17 protein-coding genes are annotated in these 18,114 nt (G+C 64.2%); all 17 read right to left on the bottom strand.

What is annotated here, in order from left to right:
• Positions 1-153 precede the first annotated feature (153 nt).
• On the bottom strand, positions 154-837 hold the full coding sequence (gene cheZ, locus ACYVD0_RS17985; protein WP_460428082.1) for a protein phosphatase CheZ: 684 nt from the start codon (positions 835-837) through the stop codon (positions 154-156).
• Between the two features lie 22 nt (positions 838-859).
• Positions 860-1,249, bottom strand: a complete 390-nt coding sequence (gene cheY / locus ACYVD0_RS17980) for a chemotaxis response regulator CheY (protein WP_376948881.1) — start codon at positions 1,247-1,249, stop codon at positions 860-862.
• Positions 1,250-1,361: 112 nt separating this feature from the next.
• Positions 1,362-3,083, bottom strand: a complete 1,722-nt coding sequence (locus tag ACYVD0_RS17975; protein ID WP_460428081.1) for a methyl-accepting chemotaxis protein — start codon at positions 3,081-3,083, stop codon at positions 1,362-1,364.
• A gap of 37 nt (positions 3,084-3,120) precedes the next feature.
• Positions 3,121-4,182, bottom strand: a complete 1,062-nt coding sequence (locus ACYVD0_RS17970) for a protein-glutamate methylesterase/protein-glutamine glutaminase (RefSeq protein WP_460428080.1) — start codon at positions 4,180-4,182, stop codon at positions 3,121-3,123.
• 118 nt (positions 4,183-4,300) lie between these two features.
• Positions 4,301-5,173 (bottom strand): CheR family methyltransferase, encoded by an 873-nt coding sequence (locus ACYVD0_RS17965; protein WP_460428079.1) that lies wholly within the window; start codon positions 5,171-5,173, stop codon positions 4,301-4,303.
• Positions 5,170-6,861 (bottom strand): methyl-accepting chemotaxis protein, encoded by a 1,692-nt coding sequence (locus ACYVD0_RS17960; protein WP_460428078.1) that lies wholly within the window; start codon positions 6,859-6,861, stop codon positions 5,170-5,172. Before ACYVD0_RS17960 ends, ACYVD0_RS17965 begins: the two co-directional genes overlap by 4 nt.
• Positions 6,862-6,927: 66 nt before the next feature.
• Positions 6,928-8,724 carry a methyl-accepting chemotaxis protein gene (locus ACYVD0_RS17955; protein WP_460428077.1) on the bottom strand — a complete coding sequence of 599 codons (1,797 nt, stop codon included), beginning with the start codon at positions 8,722-8,724 and terminating at the stop codon, positions 6,928-6,930.
• 66 nt (positions 8,725-8,790) lie between these two features.
• On the bottom strand, positions 8,791-10,437 hold the full coding sequence (locus ACYVD0_RS17950) for a methyl-accepting chemotaxis protein (RefSeq protein ID WP_460428076.1): 1,647 nt from the start codon (positions 10,435-10,437) through the stop codon (positions 8,791-8,793).
• Between the two features lie 170 nt (positions 10,438-10,607).
• Positions 10,608-11,108 (bottom strand): CheW domain-containing protein, encoded by a 501-nt coding sequence (locus ACYVD0_RS17945; protein ID WP_460428075.1) that lies wholly within the window; start codon positions 11,106-11,108, stop codon positions 10,608-10,610.
• A complete protein-coding gene (cheA, locus tag ACYVD0_RS17940; protein ID WP_460428074.1) occupies positions 11,105-13,210 on the bottom strand; it encodes a chemotaxis protein CheA in 2,106 nt (701 codons plus the stop codon). Before cheA ends, ACYVD0_RS17945 begins: the two co-directional genes overlap by 4 nt.
• A gap of 23 nt (positions 13,211-13,233) precedes the next feature.
• Positions 13,234-14,163, bottom strand: a complete 930-nt coding sequence (gene motB / locus ACYVD0_RS17935) for a flagellar motor protein MotB (RefSeq protein WP_460428073.1) — start codon at positions 14,161-14,163, stop codon at positions 13,234-13,236.
• Complete coding sequence (gene motA / locus ACYVD0_RS17930) at positions 14,160-15,035, bottom strand: flagellar motor stator protein MotA (protein WP_460428072.1); 876 nt, start codon at positions 15,033-15,035, stop codon at positions 14,160-14,162. Before motA ends, motB begins: the two co-directional genes overlap by 4 nt.
• 162 nt (positions 15,036-15,197) lie before the next feature.
• A complete protein-coding gene (flhC, locus tag ACYVD0_RS17925) occupies positions 15,198-15,779 on the bottom strand; it encodes a flagellar transcriptional regulator FlhC (protein ID WP_460428071.1) in 582 nt (193 codons plus the stop codon).
• Complete coding sequence (gene flhD / locus ACYVD0_RS17920) at positions 15,776-16,111, bottom strand: flagellar transcriptional regulator FlhD (RefSeq protein WP_460428102.1); 336 nt, start codon at positions 16,109-16,111, stop codon at positions 15,776-15,778. Before flhD ends, flhC begins: the two co-directional genes overlap by 4 nt.
• A gap of 224 nt (positions 16,112-16,335) precedes the next feature.
• Entirely contained in the window at positions 16,336-16,638 is a 303-nt protein-coding gene (locus ACYVD0_RS17915) for an EscU/YscU/HrcU family type III secretion system export apparatus switch protein (protein WP_460428070.1), read from the bottom strand.
• Positions 16,631-17,743 carry a hypothetical protein gene (locus ACYVD0_RS17910; RefSeq protein WP_460428069.1) on the bottom strand — a complete coding sequence of 371 codons (1,113 nt, stop codon included), beginning with the start codon at positions 17,741-17,743 and terminating at the stop codon, positions 16,631-16,633. The genes ACYVD0_RS17915 and ACYVD0_RS17910 overlap by 8 nt, the downstream gene beginning before the upstream one ends.
• Positions 17,740-18,063, bottom strand: a complete 324-nt coding sequence (locus ACYVD0_RS17905) for a flagellar protein FliT (RefSeq protein ID WP_460428068.1) — start codon at positions 18,061-18,063, stop codon at positions 17,740-17,742. Before ACYVD0_RS17905 ends, ACYVD0_RS17910 begins: the two co-directional genes overlap by 4 nt.
• Positions 18,064-18,114 lie beyond the last annotated feature (51 nt).

Here is an 18,114-nt window from a genome sequence, read left to right as displayed (position 1 = left end):
GGCAATGAAACCCGTCGCCGCCCCCATGCCCGTCGGTAGGGTGGGGAAACGGCCGCAGGCCTTTCCCACCATGAGCGCCGCGGCAGCGGTGGAAAATCGCTGCGCGAGTTTTCCACCCTACAAAGCTGAAGCCAAGGTCGGAGGCAGCGGACCTCAGAAGCCGAGCTGATCGAGCAGATCGTCGACCTGATCCTGGTTGACCACCGCATCGCCCGGCGTGGGCTTGATCTGCGGCCCGTTGAGCAGTTTCCTGTGATCGTCGACCGGCTCCCACTCGGCCTCGGCCAGGCGTTTCAGGACCGTCTGTTCGTTGCCATCGGGAACGCTGTCGATCAGCACCTGGAGCAGCTGATGCTCGATCTCCTGGATCACTTCCATCATCTTCTTGATGACCTGGCCGGTCAGGTCCTGGAAGTCCTGGGCCATCAGGATTTCCAGCAGCTGGCTCTGGGTGGCCTGGGTCTGCCGCGGCACCTCGGCCAGGTAGGCACGGGTATCGGTGACCAGTGCCTTGGCCTGGTCCAGCTCCAGCGGGTCGGCGAACCAGGCCTGCCAGCGCTCGTCCAGTTCCCTGGCGCCCTTGGCCAGCTCGTCCTGGATCGGCTGGGCGCGATCGACGGCGTTCAGCGCCCGATCGGCGGCCTGCTCGGTCATCGCGGCGATGTAGCCGAGACGGTCGCGCGCATCCGGAATCGCCTGGGCTGCCTTCTCGATCTCCTTGTCCAGCCCCAGTTCGCGCATGCTGTCGCGCAACATCCGGGTCAGTTGGCCGATACGCTGGATCAAATCCTCCGGGCTGGCGGTGCAGCCCTCTCCCTTCAGCTCGTTGGCGCACATGGACCTGCCTCCCCCCCTGAATTCATTTGCCCAGTTTCTCGAATATCTTGTTGAGCTTTTCCTCCAGGATCGCGGCGGTGAAAGGCTTGACCACATAGCCATTGGCGCCCGCCTGTGCCGCGGCGATGATGTTCTCCTTCTTCGCCTCGGCAGTCACCATCAGCACCGGCAGGTGCTTGAGCCCGTCGTCGGAGCGAATCTGCTTGAGCATCTCCAGACCATCGAGATTAGGCATGTTCCAATCCGACACCACGAACTCGAAACCGCCCCCGCGCAGCTTGTTCAGCGCATCCTGGCCGTCCTCGGCCTCGTCCACATTGTTGAAACCCAGTTCCTTGAGCAGACTGCGGACGATCCGGCGCATGGTCGGAAAGTCGTCCACCACCAGGATACTCATGTTCTTGTCGGCCATTTATGGTCCCCCTCGCGATCAAGGGCGGGTACATCATCGAAACCCGCCGTGGCATGCAAAACGGGGCGCGAAAAGCGCCCCTCATCATCGACCTGTCAGGCGGTCGCCCCACTCAAAACTCCTCCCACTGCTCTTCGGCGACGGCCGCGGCCGCCCTGCCATGCTCCTTCTCCGGCACCGGCTTCGCCACCGGTCGGGCCTGCATTACCGGCCGCGTGGCACGCGGCTCTCTCCGGGCTTCCCGCTGCGGCGCGCGCTGCTGCTCTGCGTTCAGACGAAACACCGCCACCGCCTCCTCCAGATGCCGCGCCTGCTCCGCCAGCGACGCCGACGCCGCCGACGCCTCCTGCACCAGCGCCGCGTTCTGCTGCGTCACCTCGTCCATCTGCGCAATCGCTGTGTTCACCTGCGCGATGCCCTCGCTCTGCTCGTGCGAGGCCGCGGAAATCTCGTCGACGATGTCGGTCACCCGATGCACCGACCTGACCACCTCCTCCATGGTCTTGCCCGCCTGCTCGACCAGCTGCGAGCCGTCGCCGACCCGCTTGGTGGAAGCCTCGATCAGCGTCTTGATTTCCCGCGCCGCGTCCGCGGAGCGGCCGGCCAGGTTGCGCACCTCCCCCGCCACCACCGCGAAGCCGCGCCCCTGCTCGCCCGCGCGGGCGGCCTCCACCGAGGCGTTGAGGGCGAGGATGTTGGTCTGGAAGGCAATCGAATCGATGACCCCGACGATCCGGGCGATCTGCTGCGAGCTGTCGCTGATCTCGCGCATCGTCTCCACCACCCGGCCGACTACTTCGCGGCCCTGGCCGGCGGTGCTCGAGGCGTCGTTGGCCAGCGCGCTGGCCTGACGCGCGTTGTCGGCGTTCTGCTTCACCGTCGCGGTCAGCTCCTCCATGCTCGCCGCGGTCTCCTCCAGCGACGCCGCCTGCTGCTCGGTGCGCGAGGACAGGTCGGCGTTGCCGCCGGCGATCTGCTGCGAGCCGACCAAAATCGAGCCGCTGCCGGCACGCACGCTGCCGACGATCCTGATCAGGCTCTCCTGCATGTCGCGCAGGGCCGCCATCAACTGGCCGATTTCGTTGCGCGAAACCACCGGGATCGGCTGCGACAGGTCGGCCCGGGCCAGGCGCTGCACATGGCCAGCCGCGTCCACCACCGGCCGGACCACGAAGCCCATCAGCATCGCCCGCAGGGCCAGCAGCAGCAGCAGGGCGACGGCCAGCGAAACTCCACCGATGATGGCGAAAGCAGTGAGGTTGCCGCGATAGTCGGCTAGCTGCTGCGCGCCATGGGCTTCGAGGTAAGCTATGCCGGCGGCCAGGTCCTTGCCGATCTGCGGCCCGCGCTTGAGCATCATGTCCTCTTCGAGCCGGTTGTAGGTTATGGCGTCGCTCTTCGCCCAGGCCTGCAACTGCTGATCGAGAGCATCCAGCGCCTCGGCCAGACTCGCCGCTGCCTTTTCAAGCAGCTTGCGCCCATCCTCCTTGGCGAGCGGAGGCATAGCCTGGAAGTCCGCCAGAGTCTTGCCCGCTTCGGTGATCAGCTCCTGGAGCTCGGCCTGCTGCTTCTGCTGATCCATGGCACCGACCAGCCCGACGAGGCTCATCCTGCCGTAGGCCTCCAGGCGCGCGAAGGCTTTCAGACACAGCATGTCGACCTGATGCAGAAGATCGATTCGGTTGGCGGTCCGGGTCCGGTCTTCGAGCGCCTGATCGCCTATATGGGTGCCTCCGTAGCCCAAACCGGCAACGATGGCCAACAACAACGCGAAACAGCCAAGGGTGGTGGTAACGACCGCCCTGATACTCAGACTACGCAAGAAACCCAGCATGAAAATCTCCTTAGCGGCTGTCGAAACAGCCTGAGAATCAAACCCGCTGCGCCCGCCCGGAGGCAGCCACCTGCTTGAGAACCAGCTCGGCCATGTGCTCGAGCGACACCACTTCGCATGCCCCCCCGAGGGCGATGCCCTCCCGCGGCATGCCGAAAACGACACAACTGGCCTCGTCCTGGGCGAAGGTGAAGGCTCCGGCCTGGCGCATCTCCAGCAGACCCTGGGCACCATCCTTGCCCATGCCGGTAAGCAGTACGCCGATGGCGTTGCGCCCGGCGCTCTCCGCCGCGGAACGGAACAACACGTCCACCGACGGGCGATGGCGATTGACCGGTGGCCCGTCGTCCAGCCGTGCGACGTAGTTGGCGCCGCTGCGCGCCAGCCTCAGGTGCGCGGTGCCCGGCGCGATGTAGGCATGGCCCGGCAGAATCCGCTCGCCGTCCTCGGCTTCCTTGACGGCGATGCTGCACAACCGGTCCAGGCGCTCGGCGAAGGAGCGGGTGAAGCCACCGGGCATGTGCTGGGCGATGAGAATGGCAGGGCTGTTGGCGGGCAGCGGTTCGAGCACGGCGCGAATCGCCTCCGTGCCGCCGGTGGAGGCGCCGATGATTACCAGCTTTTCACTGGAGATGATCGGCGCCTGCAACGCCCTCGCTCGCGGTGTCACACCCGAAGGCGCCTGGCGTGGGCGCGAGCGGGCGGCGGCGCGGATCTTCTCGGCGATCAGCTCGCTGTAGTCGAGCATCCCGTGGCGTATGCCCATCTGCGGCTTGGCGATGAAGTCGAGGGCGCCCAGTTCCAGGGCCCGCAGGGTGACTTCCGAACCGGCCTGGGTCAGGGACGACACCATCAGTACCGGCATGGGCCGCAGACGCATCAGTCGCTCGAGAAAGTCGAGACCGTCCATGCGCGGCATTTCGACGTCGAGGGTCAATACATCCGGGTTATGCAGCTTGATCAGATCGCGGGCGACCAGGGGATCGGCGGCGACAGCCACCACTTCCATGTCCGGTTGCGAGTCGATGATTTCGCTCAAGAGGTCGCGTATCAGCGCCGAGTCATCGACGCACAATACCTTGATCTTGGAACTGTCCATGACGGATCTCCTTTTCAACGACCACGACCGCTGCCGGCAACCCGGCAACCCGGCAACCCGGCAACGGGCAGGACCAGCCGTTCGGTCTGCATGTTTTCTGTATATCGGTTGATTGGCGTCAAACTTTAGACTTGCCGGCGAGCGTATAGACGGTGTGCCCGCGCAGCCTGAAGTCATCGCAGAGGTAGGTGAAGTTTTCCGAATGACCGGTGAACAGCAGGCCATCTTCCTTGATATAGGAAACGAAGCGCTTGAGGATGCGTGTCTGGCTCGGTTTGTCGAAGTAGATCATGATGTTCCGGCAGAAGATCGCATCGAACGGGCCGCTCAGATCCCAGCGCGGTGCGTGCAGGTTGACCTGCCTGAAGTCAATCATGCTCATCAGCTCCGGGCATACCCGGGCCAATCCCTCCTGCCCGCCGCTGCCCTTGAGGAAGAAGCGCTTGACCCGCTGCTCGCCGAGCTCGAGGACCTGCTTGAGCGGATACACGCCGATCCGGGCCTTGGCCAACGCGTCGCTGTCGATATCGCTGGCAATGATCCGCGCCTGGCTGGCCTGCTGCGGCCCCAGCGCCTCGACCAGGGTCATGGCGATCGAGTACGGCTCCTCCCCGGTGGACGCCGCGGCGCACCAGATCCGTACCGGCTCGCGACGGCCAGCCACCTGCTCGGCGAGCAACGGAAAATGGTGCGCCTCGCGGAAGAAGGCCGTCAGGTTGGTGGTCAGTGCATTGGTGAAAGCTTCCCACTCCCGCGCCGCGGGCTGCCGGGCCAGACGCTCCAGGTACTCCGAGAAGTGGCTGATGCCGTGCAGACGCAGGCGCTTGGCCAGGCGGCCGTAGACCATCTCGCGCTTGTTGGCGGCCAGGACGATGCCGGCACGCTGATAGATCAACTGGCAGATGCGCTCGAAATCGGCATCGCTCAGCACCAGATCACGTCCCAGTAGGTCGCCCAATAATGGCGATTCGGGGTTCTGCGGAACACTCAAGATCTTTCTCGCTCCCGGCTCTCGTCGCTCCGCTGCGTGCTGTGACGCTCTCTGCCATCATGCCCGCGCCATGGCGACGGCCCCCGGAAAGGCGCCCTGTTCTCGGCTACCCGGAATACGGAAATCGCACGCTGCACCTCCGTCGCCTGGACCTCCAGGTGCGTAGCCTGCTGCGCCACCGACTCCACCAGGCGAGCATTGTGCTGGGTCACCTCGCCCATCTGCGCGACAGCCTGGCTGGCCTGGCCGATGCCGCTGTTCTGCTCGGCGGAGGCCGAGGCGATCTCCTCCATGATGTCGTTGACCCGGGCGACCGCCGCCACCACACCTTCGATGGTCTGCTCGGCATGCCGCACCAGGTGCTCGCCCTCAGTGATCTGTCGCGACGAATTGTCGATCAGGTTGCGGATTTCACTGGCGGCCTCCGCCGAGCGGCTGGCGAGATTGCGCACCTCGCCGGCCACCACGGCGAAGCCGCGGCCCTGCTCGCCGGCCCGGGCCGCCTCCACCGAGGCGTTCAGAGCAAGAATGTTGGTCTGGAAGGCGATCGAATCGATCACATTGATGATCTCGGTCATCTTGTGCGAGGTTGTGGTAATCGACCCCATGGTATTCACCACCTGCCCCATCACCTGGCCGCTCTCGCGCACGGCCCCTGCTGCCTCCTCGGCCAGTCGACTGGCCTGGCGGGCGTTGGCGGCATTCTGCTCCACGGTGACGGTGAGCTGCTCCATGCCAGCCGCGGTTTCCTGCAAGGAGGCCGCCTGCTGCTCGGTGCGGGAGTGCAGCTCCAGGTTGTCCCTGGCGATCACCTGGGCAGAATTGGTGAAGGTGTCGATGCTGCCATTCACATCCACAGATATGCTCACCAGGCTCTTGCGCATGGTTTCCAGCATCCGCGTCATCTGGCCCATTTCGCCGCTGCCGTAGTCGGACATGCGCACCATGAGATTGCCGGCAGCCAGCTGGGCGATGAAGGCGATGGAACCTTGCAGCGGGCGATCCAGCGTACGGACGGTCAAGCGCGCCAGCAGGGTCAGCCAGATCATTCCCAGGACGACCAGCCCCAGCTGAATCTGCAGCAAAGTTTCCGCCAGCTCCTTGTTCCCACTCTGCAGGCCGAAATAGCCGAGCATGCCGCTGGCCAGGAGCAGCATCCCGCCGGTCGAGACGATCAGCTCCAGCTGCATGGACAGGGAGCCCAGCTGCAAACGCTCGAGAAAGCCACGCCAGCCCCGTCGCACCAGTTTCCCGCGCATCAGCCCAAGGTGGTTGCCGCATCCCTCGCGAATGCTCCGGTAGGCCCGCTCGGCCGTTTCGATTTCCTTGCGCGAAACCTTGGTGCGCACCGAGGTATAACCGACCAGTTGCTCGCCCTCGTAATAGGGCGTGACGTTGGCGCGCACCCAGTAATGGTCGCCGTTCTTGCGCCGATTCTTGACGATGCCATTCCAACCCACGCCTTTGCGGACGGTTTCCCAGAGGTTGGCGAAGGCCACTGGCGGCATGTCCGGATGCCGGACGAGATTATGCGGAGCGCCCATCAGCTCCTCATAAGTAAATCCACTGACCTTGATGAATGCGGGATTGGCATAGGTGATCCGTCCTTCGAGATCGGTCCGCGAAATCAGGAAATCGTCCTCCTGCAATTCATACTCGCGTTGGGTAACGGGCCGATTGTTGCGCATGCGAAATTCTTCCCCCGGTACTGCGAAGCGGTGGGCGGTTCGTTGCCGCTCACTCGTGGGTTGCGTTTAGAAAGGCCGCCAGTCATAGCCGGCCTCGGAAGAGGTCCGACCTTGCCGCAACGTGGTCGGCAGCTCCTGCTCCGCCACCTCGCGTTCGGCGCTCTCGTACTGGCATTGAGCCCAGGACTCGGCAGCCTGCCCCGACTGTGAGGGGCTCGCCTCCAAGGCCGCATCGATGCGGAAACCCTCGACGGCCTCGCGCAGGTGGTGGGCTTCGCCGACCAACTCGTCCGCCGCCTGATTGGTCTCCTGCACTAGGTTGGCGTTCTGCTGGGTCACGGCATCCATCTCCAGCACCGCCTTGTCGACCAGGGCGATGCCGTTACTCTGCTCCCGGGAGGCGGCAGAGATTTCGTCCATGATGTCGGCCACCTTCTGCACCGACTCGACGATCTCCTGCATGGCACTGCCAGCCTGGGCGACCAGCTTGCTGCCCGTGTCGACCTGATCGACTGACGCGGTGATCAGGTCGCGAATCTCCTTCGAAGCCTGCGCACTGCGACTAGCCAGGTTGCGTACCTCCCCTGCCACCACAGCGAAGCCACGCCCCTGCTCGCCGGCGCGAGCGGCCTCCACCGAGGCGTTCAAGGCAAGGATGTTGGTCTGGAAGGCAATCGAATCGATCAGCTTGATGATTTCCGCCACCTTGTGCGAGCTTTCGCTGATCCCGCCCATGGTGCTGACTACCTCGGCGACCAGGGCTCCGCCACGCCTGGCCACCTCGGCGGCACTGTCGGCCAGGGCATTGGCCTGATGGGCGTTGTCGGCGTTCTGGCTGACAGTGGAGGTCAACTGCTCCATGCTCGAAGCGGTGTTTTCCAGCGACGCGGATTGCTGCACCGTGCGGGTCGAAAGGCTGCGGCTGCCTTCGGCGATCTCCTGCGCACCTTCGTGGATCAGGCGGCTGCTGTGGCGGACGGTACCCACGGTCTGCGCCAGACGCTGCTGGATGTTGGCCAGGCCGGCGAACAGCTTGCCGATCTCGTTGGTGCTGTGCACTTCGATCCGCCCGGCCAGATCGCCGGCGGCGATCTGTTCGCAATGCTCCACCACCCGCTGCAGCGGACGAATGACATTGGCCGTGACGCCCCACAGCACGATAACGACGGTCAGTACGGAGACGAGCAGGGCCGCGTAGATGGCCCACTCGATCGCCGTCTCGACCCACTCGAGCTCGTTCTGCGGCATCTGCCTGCCGCCAGCAAGCGTCTGGATCAGCGTCTCCAGGTCACGCAGGAAAGGCAAGCTGTACACCTTGGTCGCATTGGCATGATAGGCAGCGACGTCCGGATAGCGCTTGACCAGCTCCTGCAGCTGCTGACGCAGCCCATTGTCGACCAGATTGGCAAAATGCTTCTTCAGCGCCTGCACCTGCTCGGCATGAACGGAAACCTGCGGCAGGGAGACGAGGTGCTCGACTGACGCCTGCAGTTTTTTCAGATGCCCCTCCAGCGCGACCTTGTCCACCTGATAGGTTGGCGTCAACGAGGCCGTCGCATCGACGGCCTCCTGAGCGGCCGCGACTGCTGCACGCTCGCGTTGCACGGCCTGAGCCAGACGACCCTGCTCGTCGTCCAGCAGTTGGCGTAGCTCCCGCAACCTGGCTTCAATGCCCTGCAGACTGACGACCTGCTGGAAATCCTCCTGCTGCTGCCGATTGAACTCGACGAGCCGGGCCTGGTTGCGCTCGGTGTAGTGAAGCGCATAGAGGCCCAGCGCACTCAAGCCCAGCACCACCACGCTGAAAAACGCCAGCACCAGCATCCAGCTCAGTCGTACCGTCATGTTGTTCAGTAATTTCACCTTGCCCTCCCTCTGCGGAGCTCTCCGCTACAAGTGTCTTGCACTGATGATCTGCCCCGACTGGCTTCAGGCCGACTCGGTCATCTCCACGTCTTGCCAATCGCGCGAGCGCTTGCCGCCGAACCTCTCCCTTCTCTGCGCTTCACCAATGGCGTCGACATGACGGGCATCGATGACGAAGCGCACCACATGCCGATTGAGCTGGATACTCTGGCAGGTCAGGCGCTGAGCAGCCTGGGCACCGTCCTGGACCATGCCGGCATTGCGCTGGGTCATCTGGTCCATCTGCACCACAGCCAGATTGACCTGTTCGATACCGTTGCTCTGCTCGGCGGAGGCTGAGGAAATCTCGCCGATCAACGTGTTGAGCTGGCCGATATCGGCGACCATGTTGCGGATCAGTTCGCCGGTCCGGCTCACCTGCTGGTTGCCCGCCTGCACCTGGCTGCCGGCACCGTCGATCAGCCCCTTGATCTCGCGCGCCGCCTCGGCGCTGCGGCTGGCCAGCTGGCGCACCTCGCCGGCCACCACGGCGAAGCCGCGGCCTTGCTCGCCGGCACGGGCCGCCTCCACCGAGGCGTTGAGGGCCAGGATATTGGTCTGGAAGGCGATCGAGTCGATGGTGTCGACGATCCCGGACATGCGGTTGGCACTGACCTGGATGGCGGCCATGATGTCCACCACCGACTGCATGGCCTCGCCGCCCTTGTGCGCGCTCGCCGCGCAGTTTTCCGCCAGGCTGCTCGCCCGGCCGGCGTGTTCGGCATTCTGCCGCACGGTGGCGGTCAGCTGCTCCATGGTCGAAGCCGTCTCGGCCAGGGCCGCAGCCTGCTGCTCGGTTCGGGCGGCCAGCTCGCCATTGCCGACACCGATCGCCTCGGCCTCGGCCTCGACCTCGCGGACGCTGCTGGCGATGTCGCCAATGACCCTGGCGAGGGCTTCGCGCATGCGATTCATGTTGGCCAGTACGCTGTCGCTGTCGCCGGCGCGCAGCACAGGCACCCTGCTGAGGTCGCCATTGGCGATATGCCTTACCACCTCGACCGCATGACGCGGATCGCCACCGAGATTGCGCATGAGATCACGGATGACCCAGCCCATCACCAGCGAGACGGCTGCGCCGGCGAGCAACAGGCCGAATACCGACTGTAGCAATCGCTGAACGAACAGCTCGTCGATGTCGGCAAGGTAGATGCCGGTTCCGACATACCAGCCCCAGGGTTCGAAGGCACGGATGAGGGAACGCTTGCTCTCTAGCTTGCCACCATTGCTGTGGCGCCAGCGGTAGTCGTAGTACGCGCGGCCATGTCCCCCCTCCACCGCCTTGACGAACTCGACGAACAGGTTGCGGCCATCGGCATCCTTGAAATCAGCCAGCGAGGCCCCCGTGGTGATGGTCGGATTGGCAACCATGCGCAAGTCGGCGTCGAAGACGAAGAAATACCCGCGACCATCGTCGTAGCGCATGCTCTTGATCAGCTCGGTAGCACGGGCCTGGCCATCCTCGCGGCTCATGCCACCGAGCGCGACCTGCGCGGCAACCTCCCCCAACACCGAGAGCGCGATATCGACTTCACTCTCCACCTTGGCCCTGCGCTCGTCGAATATCGCGCCGCGCATGCCCCAAACCTCCAGAATCATCAGTGCCAGCATCGCCAACCAGGCTGCCACCAGGGTGCCCCAGAGCCTCTGGCTCGTCGTCAGATTGCCCATTCATCTCTCCTTGTTCTGCTTTTTTATGGTTATGACTCTCGAGATGCTGCCGCCAGCCCTTCTGTCCAACGAGGGCCTTTTCCGCACTATCGGCAATCTCCAGATGAACTTGAGATGAAACCGGTGCCAATCAGCGCAGCCGACAACCGGTGAGCCGGAGAGGCTCCGTTTCAGGCCACGGTCTTCTCCACCAGCGCCATTTCCTCGCTGGTCAGCAGTTTGTCGATATCGACCAGCACCAGCATGCGCTCACCGATGCTCGCCAGACCGCAGAGGTAGTCGGAAGACAGCGACAGACTGAAGTCGGGCGCCGGCTTGATCTGCTCGGGGGGCAGGCTGATCACATCGGAAACCCCATCGACCACCACGCCGACGATGCGCCCTTCGACGTTGACCACGATGACCACTGTCTGCCCGCCATACTCGACGCGGTCGAGGTGGAACTTGATGCGCAGATCGACGATGGGCACGATCACCCCCCGCAGGTTGGTCACGCCCTTGATGAAGTCCGGGGTATTGGCGATCCGCGTGACATTCTCGTAGCTGCGGATTTCCTGGGCCTTGAGGATATCGATGGCGTACTCCTCGCTGCCCAGCGAGAACACCAGAAATTCGCGGGTATGGGTATCGGCGATGGCAGCCGCCAGATCGGCTTGCTTGAAGGTGGTCATGACAACATCGGCTCCTGTTCGTCGGTTGCGGCCGTACGTTCTTGACGGACGGCGCCCTGTCTACGGTTGAGGCGTTGCAAATCGGCGATGTCGAGAATCAGCGACACGCTGCCATCGCCGAGGATGGTCGCGGCAGAGACGCCCGGCACCTTGCGGTAATTGGTTTCCAGATTCTTCACCACCACCTGCTGCTGGCCGACCAGCTCGTCCACCAGCAGGGCGCAGCGGGTACCCTCGCCCTGGACGATCACGGCGATGCATTCGCTGGGCCGGGTACGTGCACGAGGAATGCCGAAGACCCGGTGCAGCGGTAGCAGCGGCAGGTACTCGTCGCGCACCTTGAGCAGTTGGTCGGCGCCGGCCATCGCGTAGATATCCTCGCTGCGCGGCTGCAGGGACTCGATCACGGCATTCAGCGGCAGGATGAAGATTTCCTCACCGGCACGGATCGACATGCCATCGAGGATCGCCAGGGTCAGCGGCAGGACGATGCGGGTGGTGGTGCCCTGGCCCTGGCGCGAAAGGATCTGCACGTGCCCGCCGAGCGACTGGATGTTGCGCCTGACCACATCCATGCCGACGCCCCGTCCGGAAACGTCGCTGACCACCTCGGCGGTGGAGAAGCCGGGGGCGAAGATCAGTTGCCAGACCTCGTCGTCGCTCATACCGTCGGAAACCGGTAGGCCGTTGCTGCGTGCCTTGGCCAGCAACCTGTCACGGTTGAGGCCAGCGCCGTCGTCGCTGACGTCGATCAGGATGTTGCCGCCCTGATGCTGCGCCGACAGGGTCAGGCGCCCGGTACGCGGCTTGCCCGCGGCCTCGCGCACCTCGGGCGACTCGAGGCCGTGGTCGAGGCTGTTGCGCACCAAGTGGTTCAACGGGTCGACGATGCGCTCCACCAGGCTCTTGTCCAATTCGGTGGACTTGCCGACGGTGACCAGTTCGACCTCCTTGCCCAGTTTGGCCGCCAGGTCGTGCACCTGTCGCGGAAAACGGCTGAACACGAAATCCATCGGCACCATGCGGATGGACATCACCGCCTCCTGCAGGTCGCGGGCATTGCGCTGCAAGAGGGCAATGCCGTTGACCAGTTCGCTGTGCATGGCGCCATCCAGCCGGCCGAGCATCTGGTCGAGCATCGACTGGGTGATCACCAGCTCGCCCACCAGATTGATGATCTGGTCGACCTTGGTCACCGGCACGCGCAGGGTGGTGGACTCGTTACTGGCCGGCGCCTTGCCCGGGGCAGCCGGGCAAGGCTGGGAAGCCGCAGCACCAGGAGCCGGAACCGCGACCACTGTGGCCGGAGCCTGTTTCTCCCCAGCAGGCGGGACAGGCTCGCCTGGCTCAGGCTCGGTACCCTCTTCCTGTACCGCCACCTGCGGAGCCGCGGCGAACGCGTGGATCTCCAGCTGTTCGGGCTCGACCACGAAGCAGAGCACGGCCTCGATGTCATCGGCGCTCTCGCCAGTGGCCAGCTCCACTTCGTAACGCCGGGCATCGCCGGCCTGTCCGAGGATGCTGCCGAAATGCCTGAGCTCCTCGATCAACAGCTCGCGGTCCTTTTCGGCGACGCCGAGCAGAACCACGCTCAACCGCTTGCTCCCCTCCTCACCCGCCGGGTCCTTCGCTGTATCCGGCACGGGCGGCGGGGCCGGCTCGGCGGCTGGAGCCGGGGTCGGAGCCTGGATCGCAACCTCCGCCCCTTGCTTGCCGAGTTCATCCATGGCCATCTGCTGCAAGGTTTGACAGATACGCGCAAATGCCTCGGGGTCAGGTTCGCTGCCGTTGCGATAGGCGGCTAGCTGGTCTTGCAGCATGTCCTTGGTTTCCAGGAAGGTGTCAACGATGTCGCGGCGCAGCTTCAGCTCGCCGCGCCGCAGATGGTCGAGAATGTTCTCGAAGATGTGGGTGGTCCGTTGCAGTACGTCGAAGCCGAACGTGCCGGCGCCTCCCTTGATCGAGTGGGCGGCGCGGAAAATGGCATTGAGCTGCTCCGGATCGGGAGCCTCGATATCCAGCTCCAGCAGATGGCGCTCCATATCTTCCAGTAGTTCTGCGGCCTCCTCGAAAAAGGTGTCGTAGAAATCGGTGATATCCATGTAGGCACCCTGGCAGTGGTTGGTTAAGGCCTGGCCTCTCGGCTGCCGAAGCCGCGGGCGGCATCAGGCGCCGCGACATCGGCGGGCTTTTCGGTTGCGGGCATGACCGGCATAGGGCCGTACTCTCGCTGATCGAGAATCGCATCGGCGATGCGGCTGTCGAGGACGATCACGGCGATGCGCCGGTTGGCGGCATCGTTCGGCCCGGCCCCCTGGAAAGGGATGCGGTCGGACATTCCCGAGGCGCGCAACAGTTTTTCGGAAGCCAGCCCGCCGCCGACCAGCTCGCGCCGGGAGGCATTGGCACGCTCGGCGGACAACTCCCAATTGCTGTATCCCGCCTCGCCTCCGGCATAGGGACGGCTGTCGGTGTGCCCGGTGATCTGGATGCGGTTGGGCAGCTCGTTGAGCATGGGCGCGAGGGTACGCAACAGGGTGCGCATATAGGGAGCGACCCGGGCACTGCCGATCTCGAACATGGGCCGCTGCTCGGTATCCACCAGTTGGATGCGCAGCCCTTCAGGCGTGAGGTCGATGAGGATCTGATCCTTGAGCTCCTTGAGTATCGGATCGACCGTCAATGCTGCCTTGATGCGCCTCTCCAGTTTTTGCAGGCGTGCGCGCTCCTGCTCGTCGACCCGCCGCGACTCCTGGCGCGGGTCGACGCGACTGCGCTCGCCCTCGGCGAAGCTCGGGTCGGGACCACCGCCGGGAATGACGTTCTCGCTGGCCCCCTCACGGTCGCCCCCCATCAGGGCCACCACGAGCGGGGTGCGGAAATATTCAGCGACCGCGGCCCGCTGCTCCTGACCGGCGCCGGCGAGCATCCAGAGCACCAGGAACAGGGCCATCAGCGCCGTCATGAAGTCGGCAAAAGCGATCTTCCAAGCACCACCATGATGGCCATGGGCTGCCTTCTTCTTGCGCCGGATTATGACAGGACGATCATTCATGCACTGTCGGCTCCGGAGCTTTTGCTGTTGCGCACATGCTCCTCGAGCTCTGTGGCGCTGGGGCGCTCGGCGGTATGCAGAGCCTTGCGACCGAACTCGACGGCCAGCTGAGGCGCGTAGCCATTGAGGCTGGCCAGCAGGGTGACGCGCATGCACTGCAGCATCTTCACCGCCTCGCCTACCTGGCGATCGACGCGGCTGGCCAGCGGAGCGACCATCCCATACGCCAGCAGGATGCCCAGGAAGGTGCCGACCAACGCATGGGCAATCATCTGCCCCATCTCGTCCGGGTCGGCATCCGCCATGCTCAGCGCCTTCACCACCCCCATGACGGCGGCCACGATGCCGAAGGCCGGCAGCGCATCGCTGACCTTGTTCATGGCATCGACCGGCAAATGCACCTCATGCTCGAACTCCTCGATCTCATGGATCATCAGTTCGTCGATCTCATGGGGCGAGGTGTTGCCGCTGACCATCAGCCGCAGGTAGTCGGTGAGAAAACCAATGATCATCGGATCCTGCACGACCTTGGGATATGCGGCGAACAATGCGCTGTCGTCCGGGCTGTCGATGTCCTTCTCGATAGCCAGCATGCCGTCACGCCGGGTCTTGCTCAGCAGGTTGAACAGCAATGACATCAGCTCCATGTAGAGCGCCTTATCGTAGCCGTTGGCACGCCTGAGGCGGGAAAAGCTTCCCAGCGTGGCCTTGATGGTCTTGCCATTGTTGGCAGCGATAAAGGCTCCCAGTCCGGCCCCGGCGATGATGAGCAGCTCGAAGGGCTGAAACAGCGGCCCCAGACTGCCGCCGGACAGCGCGTAGCCGCCGAATACCGAGAACATGACAACGATGAGTCCTAGAGCGATCAGCACAGGCGCGTCCTTCCAGAGAGAAGCGGTATCCGGGATATCGGCAGGACGGTGCAATGCTTGAGGGCTTTCCGGAAAACTTTGCCGGCCCCCGCTGTTGCGGGGACCGACAGAACCTGACGAGCTACGAACATGAGGAAGCGGAAGGAGGACCGCCGGCTGGAGTCAGCCCTTGGCGCAGAGCCCCGGCAGCACCGGCTCGTCGACTGCCATCCGCAGCTCGATTTCCCGCCGCTTGCGCGTCTTGCCGGCACGCGAGGGCGGCTGGCAGATGCCACAGACGAAATCCCGAGCCGGCGCATGGGCATGGGCCACGAACGCTCCCCCACAAGAGGTGCAGCGGATCATTTCGAGCATTTCACTCTCGAAGAAACGCACCAGCGTCCAGGCCCGGGTTAAGCCAAGGACGAATTCGGCATCATCCAGACCAACCTGCTCGAGATAGAGACGGAACGCCTTGACGAACGCCTCCATCCGCTCGCAGCCGCAATTCTCCAGCAGGTTGCGATAGATCCCGTAGAACAGCGAGGAATGGATATTTGGCAGCCAGGTGACGAACCAGTCGGTGGAAAAAGGCAGCATGCCCTTCGGCGGCGACACGCCCCGCAACTCCTTGTACAAGCGGATCAGCCGGCCCCGACTGAGATCGGTCTCGGTTTCCAGGACCTGCAGGCGAGCCCCCAGCTCGATCAGCTCGATGGCCAGCTGCACCTGGAGCATTTCGTTGACCAGACTCTTCTCCGTCATCGCTCGGCATTCCCAACCCGCTCCGCCGGTTGATCGGCGGAAACCATCAGCAAGGTCGCATGGAGCCGTGCCAGCCCCGGCTCGCGGGAATTGTTCAGAACCTTCGTCAACTGCCCGGCATCCTCGAAGCCCGGCCGACAGATCAACTGATTGGTACGTGCCAGCTGCATCAGCTGCTTGCCCGATAACCCTGCCAGCAAGTTGGCCATCTCGTCGCTCAGTTTCAAACGAAAAATGGCAGTAGCGCGATCCTTGCGTAACAGCCGCTGCACCAGCAGCAGATAAGTGAGATTCAAATCCTGAATCTCTTCGATGAGGCTATCGGCAACCATTGGCACCCCTGAAACTCCTAACGACAAGCACTCCTGAACGCGGAACGCCCTATGAAGATTTCCGAAAAATCATCGCACTAGAAATGGCTGGCGAGGCAATTGTGAACAGCGTCAAAAAAACCGACGAGCGGAGCGTCATTTTTTGAACTTTATCATGCTGCAGCTGTATCCACCCTATCAGGCCGGGCAAAGTTATCCATGGAAGGCAGGACGCTCTTGCGCCCTCAATCGACAGGCTCACGACGAGCCGCCTCGAGGCCATAGACCCAGACCAGCAGTTCGGCTACCACCTGGTAGAGCTGTGGCGGAATCTGCGCATCCAGTTCCACCTGCATGAGCAGGCCGACCAGTTCCGGCGCGGCATGCACCGGAACGCCCTGACGTTGCGCCTCGGCAACGATGCGCTCGGCCAACTGCCCATATCCCTTGGCCACCACCCGCGGCGCCCCATCCCCCTCGCCATAGGCCAGTGCCAGCGCCTGCCGGCGCCCCCCCTGCGCGTCCTGGCCGCTCCGCTCCTCACTCATCCTCAGTCTCCGCGGCCTGCCGCGCATCGAGGCAGCGCAATTTGAGCTCACCAGGACAGCACTGCCCGATACGTTCCCGCAAGAGCTGGCCGGTACGCGAAAAATAATCGAGCAGGGCCTCCGAAGCGGTGACCATCGTCAACGACAAGGACTGCGCCCCCAGCCAGGCCTCCATTCGCAGCGTACCGTGCCCGGGCAACTCCAGATCCAGCCGCAGGCACCACTCCGACCCCTCCTGCACAGCCGTGCCCCCACCCTTATCCTGTCGAACCGAGTCCTGCCGGTCCGCTTCCGGCGCCTGCACGAGCAGGGACATGAACAAGCCCGGCCAGGCTTCGCCTTCCCAACGCAGGGCCGGATTGACCAGCAACTCCAATTGATGGCGAACCAGGCCTTGCAGTTGCTCCTGTGAAAGCGCCGCCCCGGTCTGAAGAGCCTCCTCGGCACGGATCGAGGAAGGCGCGGCGGGCAGCATCTCGGCCGGCAGCGACTCACTGTCCGCAGCCCCTGGCATGCCAGGCATCGGCACAGGAGGTGGCACGCCGCCACCCGCGCGCGGCGAGGCTGCAACGCCCTCGCCCGGGGGCAGCCAGCCCCCCATCTGCGGCTCGCGCGCCAACGCCTGCAGCGGCAGTTCACCGCGATACCAGCGCGCCAAGTGCGCCTCGTAGAAGAGCCCGCTCTCGCCGATGCTTTGCCTGAGCAGGGCGGCGAGCAGGGTGGCGACAGGAGGGGTGCCGACGGAGGAGAACAAAGGGGTGCCCGGCGTGATCGCCGAGGGTTGCGGCGGGTGTTCGAGGAGCACATCGGCAATGGTGCGCGCCGCCGGGCTGAGCTGGGTCGAGGCGGAAACCGCCCCCGCCGGCCCTGCTGGGGGCGACGGGCGGGGAGCCGCCTCATCGCCACGTTGCGGAGTCTGCAACAGCGGCGACAGCAGCCGGGGACTGCGCGCATCCAGACGGGAATCGCTGTGCACCACACGCGCCGCACCATCCGGGGCGATCGGCTCGACCGGCCGCCCGTCCTGCCTTGCCGCAGGCAGATCGGCCGGTTTGCCCAACACCTGATGCAACAGACTGTCAAGCAGAGGGGTGATCCCGCTCACGGCAAGTCTTTGTCAACGCACTCGGCAGCCTGGTACATCATCGATGCACCCACGGCAGGACGATAGGTACGATTCAGCTCGCGCTGGCGGCGCGAACTCAGGATCAGCCGGCCGAGCTCATCTCGCCGCGTCAGCAGATGCGTACGAATCTCCGCATCCAGCGCGAGAATCTGCTCCAGCAACTCCACCTTGCGCAGCTGCTCCCGGCGATCGAGAGAGGCCCGGACTTCCAGCTGCCGCAGTTTTTCGGCATCGATCAACCCACAGGACTTTTTCTGCAGCAGAGCAGCCCAGTCGCCACGACGGGCCAGCTCCAGCATGCTTTTCGACTGCTGCAGAAGCAGTTCGTAGGACTCGATGAGTTGCCAACC

This window comes from Azotobacter armeniacus, from assembly GCF_054779355.1.
This window is presented reverse-complemented; position numbering and strand designations above follow the sequence as displayed.

Excerpts from the sequence above, each read along its gene's own strand:
- cheZ (WP_460428082.1), bottom strand. The coding sequence starts at position 837 with ATGTGCGCCAACGAGCTGAAGGGAGAGGGCTGCACCGCCAGCCCGGAG.
- cheY (WP_376948881.1), bottom strand. The coding sequence starts at position 1,249 with ATGGCCGACAAGAACATGAGTATCCTGGTGGTGGACGACTTTCCGACC.
- ACYVD0_RS17975 (WP_460428081.1), bottom strand. The coding sequence starts at position 3,083 with ATGCTGGGTTTCTTGCGTAGTCTGAGTATCAGGGCGGTCGTTACCACC.
- ACYVD0_RS17970 (WP_460428080.1), bottom strand. The coding sequence starts at position 4,182 with ATGGACAGTTCCAAGATCAAGGTATTGTGCGTCGATGACTCGGCGCTG.
- ACYVD0_RS17960 (WP_460428078.1), bottom strand. The coding sequence starts at position 6,861 with ATGCGCAACAATCGGCCCGTTACCCAACGCGAGTATGAATTGCAGGAG.
- ACYVD0_RS17950 (WP_460428076.1), bottom strand. The coding sequence starts at position 10,437 with ATGGGCAATCTGACGACGAGCCAGAGGCTCTGGGGCACCCTGGTGGCA.
- ACYVD0_RS17945 (WP_460428075.1), bottom strand. The coding sequence starts at position 11,108 with ATGACCACCTTCAAGCAAGCCGATCTGGCGGCTGCCATCGCCGATACC.
- cheA (WP_460428074.1), bottom strand. The coding sequence starts at position 13,210 with ATGGATATCACCGATTTCTACGACACCTTTTTCGAGGAGGCCGCAGAA.
- motB (WP_460428073.1), bottom strand. The coding sequence starts at position 14,163 with ATGAATGATCGTCCTGTCATAATCCGGCGCAAGAAGAAGGCAGCCCAT.
- flhC (WP_460428071.1), bottom strand. The coding sequence starts at position 15,779 with ATGACGGAGAAGAGTCTGGTCAACGAAATGCTCCAGGTGCAGCTGGCC.
- flhD (WP_460428102.1), bottom strand. The coding sequence starts at position 16,111 with ATGGTTGCCGATAGCCTCATCGAAGAGATTCAGGATTTGAATCTCACT.
- ACYVD0_RS17915 (WP_460428070.1), bottom strand. The coding sequence starts at position 16,638 with ATGAGTGAGGAGCGGAGCGGCCAGGACGCGCAGGGGGGGCGCCGGCAG.
- ACYVD0_RS17905 (WP_460428068.1), bottom strand. The coding sequence starts at position 18,063 with ATGCTGGAGCTGGCCCGTCGTGGCGACTGGGCTGCTCTGCTGCAGAAA.